The 18,065-nt window shown below is 71.7% G+C and carries 19 protein-coding genes and 1 tRNA gene; 7 read left to right on the plus strand and 13 right to left on the minus strand.

The window, feature by feature from the left end; translation table 11 throughout:
• Positions 1 to 87: 87 nt before the first annotated feature.
• Entirely contained in the window at positions 88 to 837 is a 750-nt protein-coding gene (locus tag ACGGAQ_RS24095) for an SDR family oxidoreductase (protein ID WP_393052643.1), read from the plus strand.
• A gap of 57 nt (positions 838 to 894) precedes the next feature.
• Here the strand turns inward: ACGGAQ_RS24095 and ACGGAQ_RS24100 are convergent.
• A tRNA-Ser gene (locus ACGGAQ_RS24100) sits at positions 895 to 981 on the minus strand.
• A 75-nt stretch (positions 982 to 1,056) separates the two neighbouring features.
• Here ACGGAQ_RS24100 and deoD point away from each other — a divergent pair.
• Positions 1,057 to 1,764: a purine-nucleoside phosphorylase gene (deoD, locus tag ACGGAQ_RS24105; protein WP_074315244.1), complete on the plus strand. Its 708-nt coding sequence runs from the start codon at positions 1,057 to 1,059 to the stop codon at positions 1,762 to 1,764.
• A gap of 171 nt (positions 1,765 to 1,935) precedes the next feature.
• Here deoD and ACGGAQ_RS24110 read toward each other — a convergent pair whose 3' ends face one another.
• Genes ACGGAQ_RS24110 through ACGGAQ_RS24125 form a run of 4 tightly spaced genes read right to left on the minus strand, consistent with a single transcriptional unit; the run spans position 1,936 to position 5,463 of the window.
• Positions 1,936 to 3,150, minus strand: a complete 1,215-nt coding sequence (locus tag ACGGAQ_RS24110; RefSeq protein ID WP_393052645.1) for an ABC transporter permease — start codon at positions 3,148 to 3,150, stop codon at positions 1,936 to 1,938.
• The gene (locus ACGGAQ_RS24115; protein ID WP_393052646.1) at positions 3,147 to 3,857 is read right to left on the minus strand and encodes an ABC transporter ATP-binding protein; all 711 of its coding nucleotides are present in this window, start codon (positions 3,855 to 3,857) and stop codon (positions 3,147 to 3,149) included. Before ACGGAQ_RS24115 ends, ACGGAQ_RS24110 begins: the two co-directional genes overlap by 4 nt.
• On the minus strand, positions 3,854 to 4,942 hold the full coding sequence (locus tag ACGGAQ_RS24120) for a peptidoglycan-binding protein (protein ID WP_393052648.1): 1,089 nt from the start codon (positions 4,940 to 4,942) through the stop codon (positions 3,854 to 3,856). The genes ACGGAQ_RS24115 and ACGGAQ_RS24120 overlap by 4 nt, the downstream gene beginning before the upstream one ends.
• Positions 4,939 to 5,463 carry a hypothetical protein gene (locus tag ACGGAQ_RS24125; RefSeq protein WP_393052650.1) on the minus strand — a complete coding sequence of 175 codons (525 nt, stop codon included), beginning with the start codon at positions 5,461 to 5,463 and terminating at the stop codon, positions 4,939 to 4,941. The genes ACGGAQ_RS24120 and ACGGAQ_RS24125 overlap by 4 nt, the downstream gene beginning before the upstream one ends.
• 129 nt (positions 5,464 to 5,592) lie before the next feature.
• Here ACGGAQ_RS24125 and ACGGAQ_RS24130 point away from each other — a divergent pair, with 129 nt between their 5' ends.
• Positions 5,593 to 6,249: a response regulator transcription factor gene (locus tag ACGGAQ_RS24130; protein ID WP_357498680.1), complete on the plus strand. Its 657-nt coding sequence runs from the start codon at positions 5,593 to 5,595 to the stop codon at positions 6,247 to 6,249.
• Positions 6,246 to 7,409, plus strand: a complete 1,164-nt coding sequence (locus tag ACGGAQ_RS24135) for a sensor histidine kinase (RefSeq protein WP_393052652.1) — start codon at positions 6,246 to 6,248, stop codon at positions 7,407 to 7,409. Before ACGGAQ_RS24130 ends, ACGGAQ_RS24135 begins: the two co-directional genes overlap by 4 nt.
• A gap of 84 nt (positions 7,410 to 7,493) precedes the next feature.
• Here the strand turns inward: ACGGAQ_RS24135 and ACGGAQ_RS24140 are convergent, their stop codons facing one another.
• The 4 genes from ACGGAQ_RS24140 to ACGGAQ_RS24155 all read right to left on the minus strand — a co-directional run bounded on the left by ACGGAQ_RS24140 (position 7,494) and on the right by ACGGAQ_RS24155 (position 9,454).
• Positions 7,494 to 7,940: a nucleoside deaminase gene (locus ACGGAQ_RS24140; RefSeq protein ID WP_393052704.1), complete on the minus strand. Its 447-nt coding sequence runs from the start codon at positions 7,938 to 7,940 to the stop codon at positions 7,494 to 7,496.
• A 196-nt stretch (positions 7,941 to 8,136) separates the two neighbouring features.
• Positions 8,137 to 8,667, minus strand: a complete 531-nt coding sequence (locus ACGGAQ_RS24145; RefSeq protein ID WP_393052654.1) for a tRNA adenosine deaminase-associated protein — start codon at positions 8,665 to 8,667, stop codon at positions 8,137 to 8,139.
• Positions 8,668 to 8,784: 117 nt separating this feature from the next.
• On the minus strand, positions 8,785 to 8,952 hold the full coding sequence (locus ACGGAQ_RS24150; RefSeq protein ID WP_167626078.1) for a hypothetical protein: 168 nt from the start codon (positions 8,950 to 8,952) through the stop codon (positions 8,785 to 8,787).
• Between the two features lie 112 nt (positions 8,953 to 9,064).
• Positions 9,065 to 9,454 (minus strand): hypothetical protein, encoded by a 390-nt coding sequence (locus ACGGAQ_RS24155; RefSeq protein WP_393052656.1) that lies wholly within the window; start codon positions 9,452 to 9,454, stop codon positions 9,065 to 9,067.
• Positions 9,455 to 9,516: 62 nt separating this feature from the next.
• Between ACGGAQ_RS24155 and ACGGAQ_RS24160 the strand changes: the two genes are divergently transcribed.
• On the plus strand, positions 9,517 to 10,278 hold the full coding sequence (locus ACGGAQ_RS24160) for a M23 family metallopeptidase (protein ID WP_355135882.1): 762 nt from the start codon (positions 9,517 to 9,519) through the stop codon (positions 10,276 to 10,278).
• Positions 10,279 to 10,306: 28 nt separating this feature from the next.
• Complete coding sequence (locus ACGGAQ_RS24165) at positions 10,307 to 11,377, plus strand: PHP domain-containing protein (RefSeq protein WP_393052658.1); 1,071 nt, start codon at positions 10,307 to 10,309, stop codon at positions 11,375 to 11,377.
• A gap of 18 nt (positions 11,378 to 11,395) precedes the next feature.
• Here ACGGAQ_RS24165 and ACGGAQ_RS24170 read toward each other — a convergent pair whose 3' ends face one another.
• On the minus strand, positions 11,396 to 12,376 hold the full coding sequence (locus tag ACGGAQ_RS24170; RefSeq protein WP_393052660.1) for a DMT family transporter: 981 nt from the start codon (positions 12,374 to 12,376) through the stop codon (positions 11,396 to 11,398).
• Between the two features lie 120 nt (positions 12,377 to 12,496).
• On the opposite strand from ACGGAQ_RS24170, the gene ACGGAQ_RS24175 reads away from it, so the two are divergent.
• Positions 12,497 to 14,167: a DUF885 domain-containing protein gene (locus tag ACGGAQ_RS24175; RefSeq protein ID WP_393052662.1), complete on the plus strand. Its 1,671-nt coding sequence runs from the start codon at positions 12,497 to 12,499 to the stop codon at positions 14,165 to 14,167.
• 70 nt (positions 14,168 to 14,237) lie between these two features.
• On the opposite strand, the gene ACGGAQ_RS24180 is transcribed toward ACGGAQ_RS24175, so the two are convergent.
• The 3 genes from ACGGAQ_RS24180 to ACGGAQ_RS24190 all read right to left on the minus strand — a co-directional run bounded on the left by ACGGAQ_RS24180 (position 14,238) and on the right by ACGGAQ_RS24190 (position 18,013).
• On the minus strand, positions 14,238 to 15,761 hold the full coding sequence (locus tag ACGGAQ_RS24180; RefSeq protein ID WP_393052664.1) for a DUF6114 domain-containing protein: 1,524 nt from the start codon (positions 15,759 to 15,761) through the stop codon (positions 14,238 to 14,240).
• Positions 15,762 to 15,835: 74 nt separating this feature from the next.
• Positions 15,836 to 16,459: a DUF6230 family protein gene (locus ACGGAQ_RS24185; RefSeq protein ID WP_393052665.1), complete on the minus strand. Its 624-nt coding sequence runs from the start codon at positions 16,457 to 16,459 to the stop codon at positions 15,836 to 15,838.
• A 387-nt stretch (positions 16,460 to 16,846) separates the two neighbouring features.
• Entirely contained in the window at positions 16,847 to 18,013 is a 1,167-nt protein-coding gene (locus tag ACGGAQ_RS24190) for a DUF3068 domain-containing protein (RefSeq protein WP_393052667.1), read from the minus strand.
• Between the last annotated feature and the right edge of the window lie 52 nt (positions 18,014 to 18,065).

Below are 18,065 nucleotides of genomic sequence, written 5' to 3' on the forward strand. Positions count from 1 at the left end.
ATCGGTACAGAAATTTGCGGCGCAGGTCAGCGGTTGCTACGGTCGGATCAGTACCGCTCGGTACACAATTTGTGAAGGAGATCGATCGTGGGACAGCTCGACGGCAAGACCGCCCTTGTCACCGGGGGCACCACGGGCATCGGCCTGGCCACCGCCCGCCGCTTCGCCGCCGAAGGCGCGTACGTCTTCGTCACCGGCCGCCGCAAGGGCCCGCTGGATGAGGCGGTGGCCAGCATCGGCGCGAACGCCACAGGCATCGCCAGCGATGTCAGCAAGCTCGACGACCTGGATCGGGTGATGCGGGCGATCGAGGCTCGGGGCGCTGGGCTGGACGTGGTGTTCGCCAACGCCGGCGGCGGCGAGTTCCGTTCGCTCGACTCGATCACCGTCGAGCACGTCGCCAGCACCTTCGACACCAACGTCTACGGCACCATCTTCACCGTGCAGAAGGCCCTGCCCCTGCTCAACGAGGGCGCCTCGGTCGTGCTGACCGGCTCGACCTCGGCGGTGAGCGGCATCCCGGCGTTCAGCGTCTACGCCGCCTCCAAGGCCGCCATCCGCTCGTTCGGCCGGACCTGGGCCGCCGAGCTGATCGGCCGGAAGATCCGGGTCAACACCCTGGTGCCCGGCTCGACCGAAACCCCCGGCCTCGCGGGCCTGGCGGCCAGCCCCGAGGAGGCCCCCGGGCTGCTGAAGGGCATCGCCTCCGGCGTGCCCATGGGCAGGATGGCCCACCCGGACGAGATCGCCAACGCCGCGCTCTTCCTCGCCTCCGACCAGAGCAGCTTCATGACCGGCGGCGAGCTGTTCGTCGACGGCGGCCAGCAGCAGCTCTGACGCGAAAACGCCCGGCCGATCCTCGCGGATCGTCCGGGCGTTTCTGCATTTCACGAGCGGTGGCGGAGGGATTTGAACCCTCGGAGGGCGTTAACCCTCACACGCTTTCGAGGCGTGCTCCTTAGGCCGCTCGGACACGCCACCGCCGACGAGGGTACAGGACCGCCGGTTCGGACGCCGAACCGGTATCGCTCGGGCCGGCCTGGCAGGATCTTTGCCATGAGTACGCACATCGGCGCGAAGCCGGGCGAGATCGCCGAGCGGGTCCTGATGCCGGGTGACCCCCTGCGGGCCAAGTGGATCGCGGAGACCTACCTCGAGGGCGCCACCTGCTACTCGACGGTTCGCGGCATGCTGGGCTTCACCGGCCGCTGGAACGGCGTCGAGGTCTCGGTCCAGGGCTCCGGCATGGGCATGCCGTCCGCCTCCATCTACGCCCACGAACTGATCAACGAGTACGGCGTGAAGACGCTGATCCGCGTCGGTTCCTGCGGCGCCCTCAGCACCGACCTGCAACTGCGCGACGTGGTCGCGGCGATCGGGTCGTCCACCGACTCGAACATGAACCGGATGCGCTTCGACGGGCTGATCGACTACGCCCCGGTGGCCGACTTCGGGCTGCTGCGTACCTCGGTCGAGGTGGCCGAGCGGCGCGGCATCACCATGCACGTCGGACCGATCCTGGCGGCGGACGCCTTCTACACCGACCGGCCGGACCTCTACGACACGCTCGCCGACTACGGCGTGCTGGCGGTGGAGATGGAGTCAGCGGCGCTCTACACGATCGCCGCCCGGTTCAAGGCCCGCGCGCTGACCGTGCTGACCGTCAGCGACCACATCAAGACCGGCGAGAAGACCACGTCGGAGGAGCGGGAGCAGACCTTCAGCCAGATGGTCGAGATCGCGCTCGACACGATCATCGCCTGATCCGTCCCGGCGGGGCGGTGTCACTGCCGAGAGCGGTATGACTCAGAGGAATATTTATTCCTCTGAGTCATACCGCTCTTCCGCATCACGCCAGGGTCGGACCGCCACGCCAGCCCAAGCGCCACGCCGACCCGACCGCGCGCCACGCCAGCCCAACCCGCGCCACCCCGGTCAGACGGCGGTCAGCGCCTCGGTCGGCGCGAGGCGGGCGGCGCGGACCGCCGGGTAGAGGCCGGCGAAGCCACCGATCACGAGGGTCGCGCCGACCCCGCCGAGCATCGCCCACGCTGGCACCACTGTCGGCCAGCCCTGCGACAGCGCGTATCCCGAGGTGACCAGGATGCCCAGCAGCACCCCGCCGATCCCGCCGAGCGCAGAGAGCAGCAGCGATTCGGCGAGGAACTGCGTGCGTACCTGACCGCGGGTCGCCCCGAGTGACCGGCGTAGGCCGATCTCGGCCCGCCGCTCCAGCACCGAGATCACCATGGTGTTCGCCACGCCGACCCCTCCGACCAGCAGGGCGACCGCCCCGAGGCCCAGCAGCAGCCCGGTGAACGCGGCGTCGGTCGCCTCGGCGGCGGCCAGCGCGTCGGAGGGGCGGGACACCTCCACCTCGTTCGGCGCCTCGGGGTTGGCGGTCGCGCCGAGCACCGACCGCACCGCCTCGACCTGCGACTCCTGCGCCCGGGTGTAGACGGTGGTGGGGTGCCCGTCGAACCCCAGGTAGTCGGTCGCGGCGGACCAGCCGACCAGCGCTGACGTGTCCAGCTCCGGGGCGAGCGGCGCGGCCGCGAGCACGCCGACCACGGTGAACCACCGTCCGCCCAGCCACACCTGCACCTGCGGATCAGCCGTGGTGATGCCGAGCCGCTGCGCGGCGGTGGCGCCGAGGACGACCGCCGGATAGCGGGCGGTGGCCTCGTTCAGCCAGGTGCCGCTGGTCAGCTCGGCTCCGACGGTGCCGAGCAGGTCCAGTCGTGCCGCCCGGGTGGCGATGCCTCCGGTCTCCGCCCCCGGAATCCGGTCGGAACGGTAGACCTTGGCCTCGGAGACCTGCCCGGTGGCGGACACCTGCGTGACCGGGCCGATCCGGCCGATCATGCCGATCGACTCCTCGGGCAGTTGCGCGTCCGCGCCGAACAGGGTGTTGCCCGGCTCGACGGTGAGCAGGTTGGTGCCGAGGGCGTCGAGCGCGCGGTCCAGCTCGGCCCGGGACGACGAGGAGATGCCGACGACCGCGATCATCGCGGCGATGCCGATCGCGATGCCCAGCGCGGAGAGGAACGCCCGCAGTGGGCGGGTCCGCAGGCCGACCCCGCCCACCCGCAGGACGTCCGCCGGACCCATCCGGGCCGGGACGAGCCGCGCCGGCGTGGCCGTCGTCATCGAACGCCTCCGCCCGTCGCGAGGGCCGTCGCGAGGGCCGAGTCGTGCCGTACCGCGCCGTCACGCATCCGTACCTGCCGGGGCAGGCTCTCCGCGATCTCCCGGTCGTGCGTGATGACCACCACCGTGGTGCCGGCCCGGTGCAGCTCGTGCAGCAGGTCCAGCACCCCGGCGCCGGAGGTGGAGTCCAGGTTGCCGGTCGGCTCGTCGGCCAGCAGCACCGCCGGCTCGCCGACCACCGCCCGGGCCACCGCCACCCGCTGCCGTTCGCCGCCGGACAGCTCGTGCGGCCGGTGCCCGAGCCGGTGGCCCAGGCCGACCCGGACCAACGCGGCCTCCGCGCGCTCGCGCCGCCTCCACAGGGGTACGCCGGCGTAGAGCAGACCGTCGGCCACGTTGTCCACGACCGGGACGCCGGGGGCCAGGTGGAACTGCTGGAACACGAAGCCGATCCGGCTGGCCCGCAGGGCCGACAGCTCGCGGTCGCTCAGCTTCGCCGCGTCGTACCCGTCCAGGAGCACGCTGCCCGACGAGGGCCGGTCCAGGGTGCCGATCAGGTGCAGCATCGTCGACTTGCCCGACCCGGACGGGCCGACGATGGCCACCAGCTCGCCGTGGCCGATCCGCAACGAGACGTCGTCCAACGCCACCACACCGCCGGCGTAGCGCTTGCTGACCCGGTCGAGGACGATCACGTCACCGGTCATTTCGGCGTCACCACCGTCATGCCCTCGGTGATCTCCGAGCCGCTGACCTCGACACGGCCGTCGGCGAACAGCCCGGTGGTCACCGCGACGATCCGGCTCGCGTCGCCGTTGACGACCTCGACGCCGTACCCGCCCTCGGCGAGCGCGAGCAGCGCCGCCACGGGGACGGTGAGCACGTCACGCCGCTCCGAGGCGGTAAACGTCACGTCGGCGCTGGCCTGGTCGAAGCCGGCGAGAGCCTTCGGGTCGGTGACGGCGACCGTCACCTCGATCTTCGTCTCCGCCTCGCCGGACTGCCCGTTGGCGCCGGTGGCACCGGCCTGGATGACCGTCTCGACCGTGCTGATCGTGCCGCCGACCGAGCGGCCGTCCGGCAGCTTCACCGTCACCTTCGCGTTCCGCTTGGCCAGCCGCTGGTCGTCCACGTCCAGGTCGACGGTGACCACCCGGCTGGTGCCGGTGTAGGTCAACACCGCCTGACCGGGCTGCGCGACGGCACCGACGTCGGTCTGGTGGCTCTCCACCCGGACCTCGCCGTCGGCGTACACGACGCGCCCCTGCTCGACCCGGCCGGTCTCGGGCAGGCCGAGATCCTCCTGCCAGTCACGGACCGCGTCGGCGGTGTCGCCGGTGTACTCGTCGTCGACCGTGAACCCGGTGTAGCCCAGCGCCTTGAGGTTCCGCTCGAACTGGGTGACGTCCGGGCCCTCCACCCCGGACGTGAGCGTCCGGTACGCGGGCAACCCGCCGTAGAGGAGCACCACCTCCTCGTTGTCGACGAGGTAGAGCGCCTTGCCCCGCCGCACCGTCGACCCGGTCGCCGGCAGCCCGGTGATCGTGCCGCTGAGTCGGGTGGTGGCGGTGCGAGTCGTGCCGTACCCCAGCTCACCGTCGGCGGTCTGCGCGTCGGCGAGGGTCTGCCGGGTGATCGTGGCGGTGGCCGCCGGCGCGCTGGCCTCGGCGGCGTCCCCGGTGGCGCCGCCACCGAAGCCGATCGCGGCGACCGCGCCCACGGCGGCGACCAGCAGGACGACGCCACCGGCGACGGCGGCACGCAGCCGGGAACGTCGGATGGCCCGGGTCACTTGCCGCCTCCGAACTGCGGCGCGTACTGCCGGCACTTCTCCAGCGCGGCCTTCATCGTCGGATCACCCATGTCGAACGCCTTGCCGGCCTGCCCGATCTGGATCCGGCCGTCGGCTTCCGGGTCCGGAAAGTCCGGTACGCCGTTCTCCCGCATGCACTTGGCCAGGGTGCGCATCTGCTCGGCCTGCTCCGGGTTGAGCTGTGCCCCCTGCCCACCGTTGGGCAGCTTGTCGCGGCACTTCTCCATGGCCGCCTGGACCTTCTGCTGGTCGACGTCCGCACCGAAGCGGAACTCCGGGCGACCGCCCGGCTCCGGGTCGGGCATGTCCACCCCGTTCTCGCGCATGCACCGGGCGAAGTCGAGCTGCCGCTCCGAGTCGCTGACCGGGGTGGCGCTCGCCGAGGCGCCGGTCTTCGCGCCGCCGGCGGTCGCGACCCCGTCACCGTCGTCGCCTCCCGCACGGCACCCGGCCAGCGCCAGGGCGAGCAGGACGGGTACCACGAGCACCTGTCGTCGCATGGTGTTCACCTCCGCTGGTGTCCGGCGTGGCTCGCCGGACGTCGGACCCAGTGCACGACAGAGGGTGTATCCCGGGCGTAACCGTGCGCGGTTATGCCGCCGTTACCGCGCCCCGGGGACCATGGACACGTGAGAGTGCTGGTGGTCGAGGACGAGAGCGTGCTGGCGGACGCCATCGCCGAGTGGCTGCGCCGGGAGTCGTTCGCGGTCGACGTGGCGTACGACGGGGACGCGGCGTTGGAACGGCTCGGTGTCAACGAGTACGCCGTCGTGGTCCTGGACCGGGACCTGCCGGTGGTGCACGGCGACGACGTGTGCCGGGCGATCGTGGATGCGGGCGGCGAGACCCGGGTGTTGATGCTGACCGCCGCGGCGGCGGTACGGGAGCGGGTGGCGGGGCTCGCGCTCGGGGCGGACGACTATCTGACGAAGCCGTTCGCCCTGGTCGAGCTGTCGGCACGGGTGCACGCGCTGACGCGCCGGGCCCGCCCGGCCGCGCCTCCGACGCTGCGCCGCGCCGGCATCCAGCTCGACCCGGCCCGCCACGAGGTACGCCGCGACGACCGGCACGTGGCCCTGTCGCGCAAGGAGTTCGCCGTACTGGTCGAGCTGCTGCGCGCCGACGGCGCGGTGGTTTCCGCCGAGGACCTGCTGGAACGTGCCTGGGACGAGCACATCGACCCGTTCACCAACGTGGTCCGGGTGACCGTGATGAAGCTGCGCCGCAAGCTCGGCGATCCACCGGTGATCGAGACGGTGCCCGGAGCGGGGTACCGGATCCGATGAAACGCCTCACGATCCGTGCCCGGCTCACCCTCATCTACGGCGGGCTGTTTCTGCTGGCCGGCATGGTCCTGCTCGCCGTCACGTACGTGCTGGTGGACCAGCGGATGCCGCAGCCGTTCGGGGTGAGCCTGCGCGACCTGCCGAAGGTCGGGGCGCCCACTCCCAGCTCGGGTAGCGGGCAGAACATCGAGATGCTGCGGGCCCTCGTCGAACAGGCGCAGGACGAGGCGAAACGCAGCGCGCTGGAGTCTCTGCTCACCCAGGGTGGCATCGCGTTGGTCGTGGTCTCGGCGGTGGCGATCGCGTTCGGCTGGCTGCTGGCGGGTCGGGCGTTGCAGCCGCTGCACCAGGTCACCGACACCGCTCGGCGGATCGCCGGCGCGGACACCGCCGGTCGGGGCCTGCACGAGCGGATCGCGCTCGTCGGCCCCCGCGACGAGGTACGCGAACTCGCCGACACGTTCGACGAGATGCTGGAACGGTTGGACCGCTCGTTCGACGGGCAGCGCCGGTTCGTGGCGAACGCCTCGCACGAGCTGCGTACGCCGTTGGCGCTCAACCGCGCCCTGGTGGAGCTGGCCATCACCCGTCCGGACGCGTCGGCCGAGACCCGCCGGCTGGGCGAGTCACTGCTGGCGGTCAACGAGCGGCATGAGCGGCTGATCGACGGCCTGCTGACCCTGGCCGACTCGGAGAACGAGCTGACCGACCGTACGCCGGTCGACCTGGCCGAGGTCTGCGCGCACGTGACCGACCAGGCCGGCAAGCAGGCACCCGACCTACCCGTGCACCTGTCGCTCGCGCCGGCCCCGGCCAACGGCGACCCGGTCCTGTTGGAACGGCTCACGTTCAACCTGGTGGAGAACGCGCTGCGGCACAACCTGGCCGCCGACGGGTGGGTCGAGGTGCGCACCGGGCTCGTCGGAGGCCGACCCACCCTCACGGTGACGAACTCCGGCCCGGTGATCGCCGGCTACGACGTGGAGACCATGTTCCAGCCGTTCCGCCGGCTGTCCAGGGAGCGGGTCGCGGGCGCGCGGGGTTTCGGTCTGGGGTTGTCGATCGTCCGTGCCGTGGCGCGTGCCCACGGCGGCAGCGTCGACGCGCAGCCCCGCGCAGGCGGTGGCCTGACCGTCACGGTGACCCTGCCCCCACCCTGACCATCCGACACCCCCGCGCACAGCTTCAACCGACGCGCGGTTTCGGCGGCCAGGGGCACTGACAGCGAACGGGGCGCGGCAGTCTCAGCGGAAGAAGGCGCGCAGGACGGCGGCGGTCTCGGTCTCCAACACGCCGCCGTAGACCTCGGGGCGGTGGTTGAGCCGGCGGTCGCGCAGGACGTCCCAGAGGGAGCCGGCCGCGCCGGTCTTGGGCTCCCAGGCACCGAAGACGACGGTGGAGACCCGGGCCAGCACCAGCGCGCCCGCGCACATGGTGCACGGCTCCAGGGTGACCACCAGGGTGCAGCCGTCCAGTCGCCACCGACCAACGCGCTCGGCGCCCCGGCGCAGGGCAAGCACCTCGGCATGGGCGGTGGGGTCGCCGGTCAACTCCCGCTCGTTGCGCCCGATCGCCAGCTCGGTGCCGTCCGGGCCGTAGAGCACCGCGCCCACCGGCACGTCGTCCACGTCGGCCGGACCCGCGTCGTCGACCGGCGGGCCGGTGACGGCGACCTCCAGGGCCCGGCGCATCCACAGCTCGTGCCGCTGCCGCCGGCCGAGGTCGCCCGGGTCGGCCAGCCCTTCGTGCGCGCCCGGTCCGGCTCGGCCCACCGCGCCGGGCGTCGGCTGCCCCGGCCGGATCGTCTCCAACAGCGGATCGGTGGCGTCGGCCGGCTCCGCGCCGCCCGCCGGAACGATCCCACCGTGTGCTGCCGACCCGGCGGGGTCAGACCTCACGCAACTCCTCGACCTCGTCGGCGCATCCGAGCACCTCACAGATCTCGGCGGTGACGTCCGCCGGCAGCATCCCCTCGGTGCCGCAGAGCGTCAGCAGCTTCTGCGCGGAGATGCCCAGGTTGGCCAGCAGGTCGGCGTCGCCCACCGGATCGGCCTCCGGATCGACGGCGGGCTGCTCGCTCTCGTCGTCGTCGCCGCCGGCGGCCGGGCGGGGCTCGTCGTCGCCGTCCAGCCCGGTCACGGACGTCTTCAGGTCACCGACCAGCAGCTGACCCAGCCGGGACTCCTCGGCGAACGCCGAGTCCGAGCCGAACACCCGCAGATCCTCGCCCTCGTCGAGACGAAGGATCACCAGGTACGCGTCGTCGGCCTCGACGAACAGCAGCGACACGTCGGCTTCCTGGTCGACGTCGCGCAGCCGGTCGGCGACCTCATCGATGTCGGTGGCGCCCCGCAGGCTGACCTCGGCGGCGGTCCAGCCACTGTCGTCACGCACCACGGCCGCAGCGAAGTACGACACGGTTCCCCCAAAAGCCCTCGGCACAGCGCCGACTCGTCAAGGGTGCACGTTAGCCGGTCGGGTCGGCAGGCGACCGGTCAACGCCCCGAGACGCCAGCCAAACCTGACAAAGTCGGATCAGCCGGCTACCCGACGGCGGGTGGCGATGAGCTGGCGCAGACGCTCGGTGCGCTGTCGCTGCGGCCGGCTGCGCTGGCGTACCGCCCGAGCGCCCGCCAACTCGGCGAGCAACTGGAGGCGGCGGCGGTTGCGATCCGGGTCCTGCCGCGGGGTGGTCCAGGCCATAGTGCCGAGGGTGCCGAGTATCGACAGCCACGTCAAGACGGCGTTCGCTACGCAGCCAACCGGGCACGCGGCGCAGTCGTCCGCCCCCCGATCCGGGCCGGTCCGAACACGCTCACCACATCGGCCAGTCACCGCTTGTCGCCCAGCGGACCGCCACCACGGCGGCGGCGATGCTCCACCCACCGGCGGTGACGATGGCCACCCCGGTGGCCACGCCGCGATCGCCGTAGCGGACCAGCACCAGAGCCGTCAGCCAGGCCAGCAGGCCGGCCACCACCGTCCACCACGCGTACCTGGCGACGTCGGTGCCCAGCAGCCCGAACAGCAGCAGCCAGGCAGCCGCCGCGCCACCGCCGGCGGCGACGCCACCGCCGGTCACCGGGTGCGGTTCGCGGTAGGTGGGTCTGGTTGGCGGCCCGGCAGGGAAGAGCCCCGACGGGGTACGCGACGCCGGGCGGGCGGGACCGGGATCCGGCACGGGGTCGGGTCGGGCGATGGTCATCGGCTGCCCTCCCCTCACGCGCGTCGCTCGTGCCCACGGTACCGGTCTGTCAGGATGACCGAATGCCCTCGCCGACGATCGGTCGCCGCGTGCGTCCGGCGTACCCGATCCTGCTGCTGCTCGCCCCGGTGCTGGCCGCCGGCTGCGCGACCACCCGGCCGGGGGTGCCGCCGGATGGCGCCGCGGCGTCGCCGTCGGCGGTCTGGGCGACAGGTGAGCAGCCGGCAGCGCCGGCGGCCACGCCGACGACCCGCCCGGCCAGCCCGACGCCGTCGTCGGCCAGGCCGTCGCCGACCGCACCCCGCGCCGGGCTCCGGCACGTCTTTCCGGTACGCGCCGACAACGTGGACTATCACACGACGCACGGGGCGTACCCGGCGACGGACGTGTTCGCCGACTGCGGTGAGCCGTTCGTGGCGGTGACCGACGGCAAGGTCCTGGAGGTGAGTCGTGTCGACAGGTACTCCAAGAGTGGGCCGCAGGGCCCGGACAACGGCGGCCTGTCGGTGTCGTTGCTCGGCGACGACGGGGTGCGCTACTACGGCTCGCACCTGAGCGTGGTCGGCGCCGGCATCGAGGCGGGGGTTCGGGTCCGTGCCGGGCAGCAGCTCGGCAAGGTGGGCCGCACCGGCAACGCGAACAACGTCTGTCACGTGCACTTCGGCATCTCGCCGCCGTGCACCGGCAAGGACGGGTGGTGGATCCGGCGCGGTGTGCTCTGGCCGGCGCGCTATCTGGACTCGTGGCGGCGCGGCGGCAACCGGGAACCCGCCGCCGAGGTGACCGCGTGGCAGCGCGAACACGGCTGCCCGAAGGCTCCCTGACGCGGCTCGTACGCACTAGGTTCGGTGGATGAGCGCCCGGGACCCCATTGCCGACCTGCGCCGGATCGCGTTCCTGCTGGAGCGTGCGAACGAGGCCACCTACCGGGTGCGGGCGTTCCGTTCGGCGGCGAAGGCGCTGGCCGGCCTCCCGACGGCCGAGGTGGCCGAGCGGGCCGGCAACGGCACACTCACCGAGCTGGCGGGCGTGGGGGACGTGACGGCCCGCTGCGTGGCGGAGTCCCTGGCCGGCGAGGAACCGATCTATCTACGCCGGCTGGTGGCGACCGAGGGCAGCGACCTGGACGCCGAGGCCACGGCGCTGCGCGCCGCCCTTCGCGGCGACTGCCACACCCACTCGGACTGGTCCGACGGCGGCTCCCCGATCGAGGAGATGGCGCTGGCCGCGGTGGAGCTGGGCCACGAGTACCTGGTGCTGACCGACCACTCGCCCCGACTCACGGTGGCACGAGGGCTGACCGCCGAGCGGCTGCGCCGGCAGCTCGACCACGTCGCGCAGGTCAACGCGGCGCTGCCCGAGGGCTTCCGGATCCTGACCGGGATCGAGGTGGACATCCTCGCCGACGGCTCGCTCGATCAGGACGACGAGCTGTTGGCCCGGCTGGACGTGGTGGTCGGCTCGGTGCACAGCGGCCTCAAGGACGAGCGGGCGAAGATGACCCGGCGGATGCTGAGGGCGGTCGCCAACCCGCACCTGGACATTCTCGGTCACGTCACCGGGCGGATGGTGTCGTCCCGGCCGGCGGGAGTGACCGGCCCGGGTGATCGGGGCCACCGGGCGCGGACCAGGAACGAGAGCGACTTCGACGCGGACGCGGTCTTCGCCGCCTGCGCGGAGCACGACACCGCCGTTGAGATCAACTCTCGGCCGGAGCGGCAGGACCCGCCGAAGCGACTGATCCGCCGTGCCCTGGAGGCGGGCTGCCGCTTCGCGATCAACACGGACGCGCACGCGCCCGGTCAGCTCGACTGGCAGCGGTTCGGCTGCGAGCGGGCGGCCCGCTGCGGCGTCCCGGCCGACCGGGTGGTCAACACCTGGTCGGCCGAGCGACTGGTGGAGTGGACACACGACCGGGCCTGACCGGCGGCCCGGTCGGGGTCACCTGCGGGCGGGTTCGGCTGCGGGCGCGGCGGGCGCGCCGACGCCGACCACCGGGCGCGGCTTCCGACGGCCGAACAGGCCCTGCGCGACCGCGACCCCCAGCAGCACGATGAGCGCGCCGACCGGCTGGTGCCAGTTGAGCCGCTCGTCGAGCACCACGGCGCCGATCAGCACCGCGAAGATCGGAATCAGGTACGTGACGGTGGAGGCCGTGCTCGCGCCGGCCACCCGGATGTTGCGCATGTTGATGACGAAGGCGAGCCCGGTGCCGAGCGCACCGAGGGTCAGCACACTGGCCACCACCTTCGGCGACAGCTCGGTGGGCAGCGGCGGCGCACCCGCGACGAACGGGGTGACGACGGCGAGCTGGACGGCGGCGAGCAGCAGCTGCGCCGTGGACAGCGAGAGGCCGGAGTGCGCGCTGCCGGCGACGAACCGCTTCTGGTACGGGATGGCGACGCCGTAGCAGGCGGCCGCGCCGAAGCACAACAACTGCCCGACGAAGTGTGCCCCGCCGATGCCCTCCCAGACCCCGAGCACCACGAGCACGCCGAGGAAGCCCAGCCCGAGGCCGATCGCGCGGCGCACGGTCAACCGCTCGGTGCGGAACACCAGCACCGCGAGCGGGAGCACGATCAACGGCGTCGTCGCGTTCCAGATGCCGGCGAGCATCGACTCGACCCGCTGCTCACCGTAACCGAAGAGGGTGAACGGCACGGCCACGCCGAAGGCGGCGACGACGAAGAGGTGCGCCCACACGCGGGGCTCGCGCGGCAGTCGGTCGCGCAGCACCGCGAGGACGACCAGCAGGGTCAGCGCGCCGGCGACGACGCGGTAGAGGGTCAGCTGGACGGGGTGCAGCTCGGCCACGCCGACCTTGATGAACAGGAAGCTGGAACCCCAGATGGCGGCGAGGGCGAAGAAGCCCGGCAGCCAGGCACGCAACGGCGCCTTGTCAGGAGCGATATCGGTGGTCACTCCTGACAGTCTGCCGGACGGGTACGACAAAGTCCCGCGGCTTTCCGCCCTCTGGATCTGGTACCTGAACACGACAAACGTCGTCGACATCCAGGTGGGGTGGTCACGTAGTGTCGCACTGTGGGACGAATTGATGAACTCGCCAACCGCTACGTGGCCGAGTGGGCGCCGTTGAGCCCCACCGGCGCGACCTACGTCGGCATCGCCGGCCATGACGACCAGCTCGACGACCTCTCCCCCGACGGTTACCAGGCCAAGGCGGACCTCACCCGCCGCACACTCGCCGAGCTTGAGGTGACCGAGCCGGACACCGAGGCGGAACGCACCGCCAAGGAGGCCATGCAGGAACGGCTCGGCCTCGACCTGGCCCGTTACGAGGCCGGCGAGACGACGAGCGAAATCAGCGTGATCGAGAGCGGGCTGCACGAGGTCCGCATGGTGTTCGACCTGATGCCGACCGCGACGGCCGACGACCAGGCCAACATCGCCGCCCGGCTCAACGGCCTGGCGGGAGCGCTGGAGGGTTACAAGACCACGCTGCGCGAGGCGCTCGCCGACGGGCGGGTGAGCTCGAAGGTGCAGCTCGTCGAGGTGGCCAAGCAGTGCGACACCTGGACCGACCCGACCGCGGACAACTTCTTCCACGGCCTGGTCGAACGACTGGGCGCGGACGGCACGCTCGGCGCCGAACTGCGCCGGGGCGCGGCGGCGGCCACCGCTGCGACCGCCGAGTTCGGCCAGTTCCTGCGGGCCGAGCTGGCCCCGCACGGTCGGGACAAGCAGGCCGCCGGCCGGGAGCGCTACGAACTCGCCTCGCAGTACTTCCTCGGCGCGAAGGTCGACCTGGACGAGACGTACGCCTGGGGCTTCGCGGAGCTGGCCCGCCTGGAGGCGGAGATGCGGGTCGTGGCCGGGCGCATCGCCGGCTCGGGCGCGACGGTCGACGAGGCCGTGGCCACGCTGGACGCCGACCCGGCCCGGACCATCCAGGGCAAGGAGGCGTTCCGCGACTGGATGCAGGCGCTCGCCGACAAGGCGATCGCCGAGCTGCACGGCACCCACTTCGACATTCCGGAGCAGGTCCGCCGGATCGAGTGCTGCCTCGCGCCGACCAGCGACGGGGCCATCTACTACACCGGCCCGAGCGAGGACTTCTCCCGGCCGGGTCGGATGTGGTGGGCGGTGCCGCAGGGCATCACGGACTTCTCCACCTGGCGGGAGGTGACGACGGTCTACCACGAGGGCGTGCCCGGTCACCACCTTCAGGTGGCGCAGACCGCCGTCCGGGCCGACCTGCTCAACCGCTGGCAGCGGCTGCTCTGCTGGGTCTCCGGGCACGGCGAGGGTTGGGCGCTCTACTCGGAGCGGCTGATGGACGAGCTGGGTTACCTGGAGGACCCGGGCGACAAGCTGGGCATGCTCGACGGCCAGGCGATGCGCGCCGCCCGGGTGATCGTCGACATCGGCATGCACCTGGAGCTGGAGATCCCGAAGGACAACCCGTTCGGCTTCCACCCGGGCGAGCGGTGGACGCCCGAGCTGGGCTGGGAGTTCATGCGGGCGCACTGCCGGGTGCCGGACGAGAACCTGCGCTTCGAGCTGAACCGCTACCTGGGCTGGCCGGGGCAGGCGCCGTCGTACAAGGTGGGTGAGCGGATCTGGTTGCAGGCCCGCGAGGACGCCAAGGCCCGCAAGGGCGCCGACTTCGACCTGCGGGAGTTCCACCGGCAGGCGTTGGACCTGGGCGCGCTGGGTCTCGACCCGCTGCGCAAGGCGCTGGCCCGGCTCTAGGGCACCGAAGTGGCCCTGGGTGCCGGCGAGGCGATCAGTCGTCGGCACCCGGAGGCCGCCGGGCCGCCGCTCAGCCGAGGGTCAGCGCCAGCGCCGGCTTCGCGGTCAGGGTGTTGCTGGTGACGTACGCCAGGTCGATGACCGGGTCGGTGAACGTGATCGGGATGGGCGAGGTGACCGGGAGGCCGTTCGGCAGCGGCAGGTCCGGCGTCAGTGTGATCTTGATGCCGAGCAGCCGGCCGACGAATCGGGTGGCGTAGAAGGCCACGTCACCGCTCACGGTCAGCCGGTCGGTCGCGTACCGCTGGTTGCGCCCCTGCGGGCCGTCGGCGCGTAGCAGGAAGTCCTCGGTCACCGCCTCCCGCATGCTGAACTTCAGCACCTTGAGGGTGCCGTTCTCGGTCTGCAGGTCGGTGATTCCCTCGAACCGCAGACCCGTCATCCGCACCGAAGTCCCGGTGAGCTTGGACGGCGTCTGCGCCACCCGAGGCAGGTTCGGGTCGGCGGCGATGCGCGGCAGGGGCTTGCCCGGCTCCACGGTGCCGGGTTTCGCCGGACCCGGCGTCGTCGCGCCCGGTCGGCCGGGCCGGCCCGGGGCCGGGCAGGCCGTGGACCCGGGACGGGCCGTCGGTGTGGCGGTCGGCTTGGCCGAGGGCGTGACGGTCGGGCTTGTCGACGGTGTCGCGGCGTCGCGGCGGTGGCCGCCGGTGAGCAGGTCACCGATCCCGTCCAGGATGTCGGTGACGACGTTGCCGTCCCGGTGCGGGCTTGCGCTCGGTGCCGGTGTCGCGGTCGGCGCGCTCGGAGTGGGCGATGGAGTCGCCGGCCGGGTGGGGCAGACGCTCGCGGCGGGGAGGGTCGGGGCGGCCTGCACCGGCCGAGGCTGGGCGGCCAGGCCGGCGGTGGCGAGGCCGAGCACCACCAGGGCGACACCGAAGGTACGCGGATCAACGGCACGCCCGGACGCGCCCGCGTCAGGGTCCGCCACCGAGCCGGTCCGGCCATCGGTCGCATCGGCCGGGGCGATCCCGGCCGGTGCGGAGTCGGTGCTCCGCTCGGTTCGGTGCTCGTCTGGTTGCTGCGGCACCTCGCCCGTACCGGCCGGCCCGACGACGGCCGGGTCAGCGACGGTCGGGTCGCTGGCAGATTGCTCGGCGGCGGCGGTCGGCTCGGTAGAGGCCGGGTCAGGGGTGGCAGACGCTGGTCGGGTCGGCGTCCAGGCGAAGGCGAGCGCGCTGCCGACGATGCCGAGCAGCAGGCCGACGAAGAACCCGCCGAGGTTCAGCCCGATCAGCGCGTAGACCGCGGTGACCGCCGCGACGATCGAGTAGAACAGCCGCTGCGCCGGGGTGAACCAGAGCAGCACGCCGCAGGTCACCAGGATGACCGGGATCAGCAGGGAGAGCAGCCCGGTGGCTCCGCTGTGGAAGCTCAGGCCGTTGATGGTCATCCGGGTGGAGGCGAACATCTCCACCCCGGCCAGGATGGTGAAAAGGCCGCCCCAGAACGGCCGGCTCCGTCGCCAGCGGCGGAACCTCCGCCACGCCTGGGCCGCACTGCTCGGCCGGACATGGGACGGGTTGGCGGTTGTCACGTACTCCTCCTGGCGGAGCGGGGACGGGGGTGGAGCGGGCCCGCGGCGGTCGGTCACCGCGGGCCGCGCTCAGCTCAGAAGCACTCCTTGCCCTTGGCGTCGTCGCCCACGTTGACCTTGAGCCGCAGGCCGACCAGGTTGAAGGTCGCCGCGGTCGTGTACCGGGACACCTGCTTCAGGTTGGTGATGGTGACGTGGTCGGCGTTCTGGCCGAACGAACCCTTCTGCGCCGTCGGGTTCAGGTCGGTGGCATCCCGACCAATCTTGATCTTGGTGAACGTCGCGTTGCCGTCGAGCGAGTCCATCGCGATCAGCAGGTCCTCGGCGTGGGCGGGCTGCTTGCCCTCGCCGGCGTTGATGGTGAGCACCACCGGCAGGCCGGGCAGGTCGGCGCGGACGGACTGGCAGAGGTTGTAGAGGTCGGCGCTGCTGATCTCGGAAAGCGCGATCGGGTGCACCTCGCCGCTCTTGCCGTCCTTGCCCTTCTCCTTGACGATGCCGCCGTACTGCTTGAAGCCGTCGCCCTCCAGGCGGTCGGCACCGATCTTGAACGTCTGCCCGGAGACCGTGATGTCGGACGCGATCGCGCCGCTCGACATGCCAAAGAGGATGGCGCCGGCAGCCGCCGTGGCGGGCACCATCATGGCGGCGAAGCGCCGCCACCGGGTACGACCCTGACTGTCTAACCGATCCTGCACGGGTTCCTCCTCAGGCGGATGCGCGCGGGTGGCCGGTTTCGGACTGGCGGCCCTGCACCGGGCCCGTCATCTATTACCGGCGGGTAACGATCGAGCCTGATCGTGCACCCGTTGCGGCGCGACTCACAACCCCTTGATTACCCGGCGGTAACACACTGCCATCCAGGCGGTGTCGCACCGTCACGAGATGTCGGGACCATGGACCACAGAGGGGTTTCAAAAGGGCACAAACCAGGTGATCATTCCCGGCAAAGCGACGGAGAGTGACAATCGCATAGACCGATTACAATCTGGTAACGGATGTAAAGTGCGCAGGTCGCGGGACATGACGAAGGGGTGGACCGCAGTGCGGCCCACCCCTTCGTCATACGTCCGGTCGTACGCGCGTCAGCGCTGCTCCACCCCGCCCGGCGTCGAGCGCTGGGACGGGACCGTCGGATCCTCGGACTTCCAGTTCGTCGTTGCCGGCGGGATCTCGTCGGTCAGCGGACCGCCCTCCCGCTCGCGCTCGTCGTCCCGCACCGCCGGCTGGTCGACCCGGGTCGGCGTCGGGTCACCCGTGGGCACCGGGTCGGCCCGGTGACGCGCCTCGGCCGCCGGCGCGGTCCCGCCCCGGCGGGCCACCAGCAGACCGACAACGATCAGCACCAGGCCCAGCACCGCCACGCCGATCGGGGCGTAGACGCCGAGGATGGTGAGCTGGCCACGGCTCTCGTTGGCCCGCTTCACCGACGCCTCGATGGTGGCGTCGTTGTAGGTGAAGTCGGCCTTGAGCAGCGAGATCGGGGTGCCGACATCCGGCACCAGGGCCTTACTCTGCACCTCACGCACCTTGACGTACGACCCGGTGACCGGGTCGACCCAGAGCGTCCGGGTGTTGCTGTAGGTCATCCTGCCCTGGGTCGCACCGGGGGCGAGGGCACCCAGCAGCAGGGCCATCCGGTCGGAGGCCAGGTTCAGCTGCTGGTCGGTGATCACCTGCTCGAACCGGTACGCCTCGAGCCCGTTGACGTCCTCCGTGCCCTTGAACTCGGCCGGCAGCGCCTTCCGCAGATCGCGGTCGAAGACGTCGTAGCTCCGCTTCTCGGTGTTGAACGGGAACTTGTAGACCTGGCCGGCGAACGTCACCTTCTCCCGGGTGCCGGTGTCGTCGAGGTACTGACCGTCCCAGTTCACCGCCGCGCCGGAGACCCGGTCCAGCGCCAGCGTGGCGCCGTACGCGTTCACCAGCTCTTTGGTGTCCGTCCGGTCGACGGTCTGACCGACCGTCCAGACCACCGTGTCGCCCTTGAGGTCGCCACTGAGCTTGGCGGTCTGCTCGCGGTTCGGTGTGACCAGGACGGTGGACTTGAGATCGCCCTGGTGGATCGCGATGGCGCCGTTGGCGATCTGAAGGAAAGTGGCACCCTTCGCCTCGGCGACGGACGTCGACGCCTCTAGATCATAGGGCAGCTTGGTCATCGCGGGCTTGACGACGAACACCAATCCGGCGGCCAACGCCAGGAGCAGTACGCCGCCACCGAACAGCACGGCACCTATGGCGCGGTGCTTCATGTTTCCTCCCTGGAGGAGCTAATTTCGCCGCTATCGATCAGTGATGTGGCCG

This window comes from Micromonospora sp. NPDC047557, assembly GCF_043205095.1.
Classification (GTDB): domain Bacteria; phylum Actinomycetota; class Actinomycetes; order Mycobacteriales; family Micromonosporaceae; genus Micromonospora.

Excerpts from the sequence above, each read along its gene's own strand:
- ACGGAQ_RS24115 (WP_393052646.1), bottom strand. The coding sequence starts at position 3,857 with ATGACCGGTGACGTGATCGTCCTCGACCGGGTCAGCAAGCGCTACGCC.
- deoD (WP_074315244.1), top strand. The coding sequence starts at position 1,057 with ATGAGTACGCACATCGGCGCGAAGCCGGGCGAGATCGCCGAGCGGGTC.
- ACGGAQ_RS24110 (WP_393052645.1), bottom strand. The coding sequence starts at position 3,150 with ATGACGACGGCCACGCCGGCGCGGCTCGTCCCGGCCCGGATGGGTCCG.
- ACGGAQ_RS24160 (WP_355135882.1), top strand. The coding sequence starts at position 9,517 with ATGCCCTCGCCGACGATCGGTCGCCGCGTGCGTCCGGCGTACCCGATC.
- ACGGAQ_RS24135 (WP_393052652.1), top strand. The coding sequence starts at position 6,246 with ATGAAACGCCTCACGATCCGTGCCCGGCTCACCCTCATCTACGGCGGG.
- ACGGAQ_RS24165 (WP_393052658.1), top strand. The coding sequence starts at position 10,307 with ATGAGCGCCCGGGACCCCATTGCCGACCTGCGCCGGATCGCGTTCCTG.
- ACGGAQ_RS24155 (WP_393052656.1), bottom strand. The coding sequence starts at position 9,454 with ATGACCATCGCCCGACCCGACCCCGTGCCGGATCCCGGTCCCGCCCGC.
- ACGGAQ_RS24190 (WP_393052667.1), bottom strand. The coding sequence starts at position 18,013 with ATGAAGCACCGCGCCATAGGTGCCGTGCTGTTCGGTGGCGGCGTACTG.
- ACGGAQ_RS24140 (WP_393052704.1), bottom strand. The coding sequence starts at position 7,940 with ATGCGCCGGGCCCTGGAGGTCGCCGTCACCGGCCCGCCGGTCGACGAC.
- ACGGAQ_RS24125 (WP_393052650.1), bottom strand. The coding sequence starts at position 5,463 with ATGCGACGACAGGTGCTCGTGGTACCCGTCCTGCTCGCCCTGGCGCTG.
- ACGGAQ_RS24150 (WP_167626078.1), bottom strand. The coding sequence starts at position 8,952 with ATGGCCTGGACCACCCCGCGGCAGGACCCGGATCGCAACCGCCGCCGC.